The organism is Roseateles sp. (genome assembly GCF_036486225.1).
In the GTDB taxonomy this organism is placed as follows: Bacteria; Pseudomonadota; Gammaproteobacteria; order Burkholderiales; family Burkholderiaceae_C; genus Roseateles.
Genome location: NZ_DASVNZ010000226.1, coordinates 1 through 2,627, shown reverse-complemented (window position 1 = coordinate 2,627; position 2,627 = coordinate 1). Strand labels below are relative to the sequence as shown.

Annotated in this window: 2 protein-coding genes; both read left to right on the top strand. The window is 68.1% G+C overall.

The window, feature by feature from the left end; translation table 11 throughout:
* The coding region (secA, locus tag VF536_RS15485) for a preprotein translocase subunit SecA (protein WP_331615758.1) at positions 1-1,795 on the top strand (1,795 nt) is incomplete at its 5' end.
* Between the two features lie 314 nt (positions 1,796-2,109).
* On the top strand, positions 2,110-2,627 hold a 518-nt coding region (locus VF536_RS15480; protein ID WP_331615757.1), incomplete at its 3' end, for an FxDxF family PEP-CTERM protein.

Sequence of the window (2,627 nt, the reverse complement as noted above, 5' to 3'; positions counted from 1 at the left end):
CCTCTTCAAGCGCGACCGCGACTACGTCGTCCGAAACGGCGAGATCATCATCGTCGACGAGTTCACGGGTCGCCTGATGAGCGGCCGCCGCTGGTCCGACGGCCTGCACCAGGCGGTCGAGGCCAAGGAAGGCGTCGACATCCAGAGCGAGAACCAGACGCTCGCGTCGATCACCTTCCAGAACTACTTCCGCATGTACGGCAAGCTGTCGGGCATGACCGGCACGGCCGACACCGAGGCCTACGAGTTCCAGGAGATCTACGGCCTCGAGACCGTGGTGATCCCGCCGAACCGCCCGACCGTGCGCAAGGACGAGCTGGACCTGGTCTACAAGACGACCAAGGAGAAGTACGACGCCGTCACGCAGGACGTCCGCGACTGCCACGAGCGCGGCCAGCCGGTGCTGGTGGGCACGACCTCGATCGAGAACTCCGAGAAGGTCGCCGAGCTGCTGACCAAGGCGAAGCTCCCGCACCAGGTGCTGAACGCCAAGCAGCACGCCAGAGAGGCCGACATCATCACGCAGGCCGGTCGTCCGGGCGTGATCACGATCGCGACCAACATGGCCGGCCGCGGCACCGACATCGTGCTGGGCGGCAGCATCGAGAAGGACATCGTCGCCATCGAGAACGACGAGGCGCTGTCCGAGTCCGACAAGCACGCGAAGATCGCCGCGCTCAAGGCCGACTGGCAGAAGCTGCACGAGCAGGTGAAGGCTGCGGGCGGCCTGCGCGTGATCTCGACCGAACGTCACGAGAGCCGCCGCATCGACAACCAGCTGCGCGGCCGTTCGGGCCGCCCGGGCGACCCGGGTTCCTCGCGCTTCTACCTGTCGCTGGACGACCAGCTGATGCGCATCTTCGCCGGCGACCGCGTGCGCGCGATCATGGACCGGCTCAAGATGCCCGAAGGCGAGGCGATCGAAGCCGGCATCGTCACGCGCTCGATCGAGAGCGCGCAGCGCAAGGTCGAGGCCCGCAACTTCGACATCCGCAAGCAGTTGCTCGAGTACGACGACGTCTCGAACGACCAGCGCAAGGTCATCTACCAGCAGCGCAACGAGATCCTCGAGGCGCAGGAAGTGCTGGAGCAGATCACCCACCTGCGCAAGGGCACGCTGACGGACGTGGTCCGCGGCTTCGTGCCGGAGGAATCGCTGGAAGAGCAGTGGGACCTGGCCGCGCTGGAGCGCGTGCTGCGCGACGAGTGGAAGCTGGAAGTGCCGCTGGGCGACATGCTCAAGAAGAGCGAGACCCTGACCGACGAGGACGTGCTCGACGCCGTGCTGAAGGCGGGCGAGGTGTCCTTCCAGGACAAGCTGGACCGCGTCGGCCTGGAGCAGTTCACGCCGTTCATGCGCATGGTGCTGCTGCAGAGCATCGACCAGCACTGGCGCGAGCATCTGGCCTCGCTGGACTACCTGCGCCAGGGCATCCACCTGCGCGGTTATGCCCAGAAGAACCCGAAGCAGGAATACAAGCGCGAGGCCTTCGAGCTGTTCTCGCAACTGCTGGACGCGGTGAAGCTGGAAGTGACGCGCGTGCTGCTCAACGTGCGCATCCAGTCGCAGGAAGAGGCCACGGCCGCCGCCGACGCGATCGAGCAGCGCGCCGAGAACGTCGGCAACGTGACCTACACGCATCCGAACGAGGACGGCTCGGTGTCGCAGGACGTGGCGACCATCGCCGGCGGAACCGAGGCCGTGCCGGCCGAGTGGGGTCACGTCGGACGCAACGACCCGTGCCCCTGCGGCAGCGGCAAGAAGTTCAAGAGCTGCCACGGCAAGCTGGCCTGACCGGTCGCGGCTCCTGAGATCGACGGCGCCCTTCGGGGCGCCGTTGTCGTTTCGGGCCCCGGGCGACGCTCAGGGCTCGGTGACGAGCGCGGTGTCGAGCACGTTGCGGGGTCAGTCCTTGCGTGACGGATTCACGGCGCGACCGTGGCGCCCGGCCGACGCGACTGGCCCGCGATGTGCGCTTTCTCACGACCCCGGCGCCAGCACGCGTTTCTCCCCCCGTGGCGCGGGGGACACCGTACGGAACCCCCTCGATAGAGTCCGCTGCATCGACCTGCCGCCGCGGGTCTTCGAGGTCTCCGGACCGCACCGCCATGAAGCTCACGACCCGTCTTTTCGCCGCCGCAGCCACCGCCGTCCTGAGCGCCGCCGCGGCCTCCGCCGCGCTGGCCGCGCCCGTGACCGCGGCCCAGTCCGTCGCGCTCCAGCAGGGCGCGACCGCCGACACCAAGACGGCCGGCTTCAGCATCGTGCATTCGACGGCCGGTGAGTTCGTCGACACCTTCACCTTCACCGGCATCGACCGCTGGGGCATGGTCAACGCCAGCCTGACGACGATCGGCATGTCGGCCGCGTTCGACATCAACTTCGTCAGCGCGGTGCTCAACGGCGCGACCTACAACTTCACGCGCTCGACGATGGGCGGCTACAGGAACGCGCTCGAGATCGCCGCGCTGCCCGACGTGCGCCTGAGCGGCCCTCTGGTGCTGACCGTGCGCGGCTACGCCGGCCAGGGCCTGACGGCAGGCACGCCGATCAGCGCGAGCTACTCCGGCACGATCAACGTCACGCAGGTCCCCGAACCCGGCACGCTGGCACTGGCCGCGCTGGC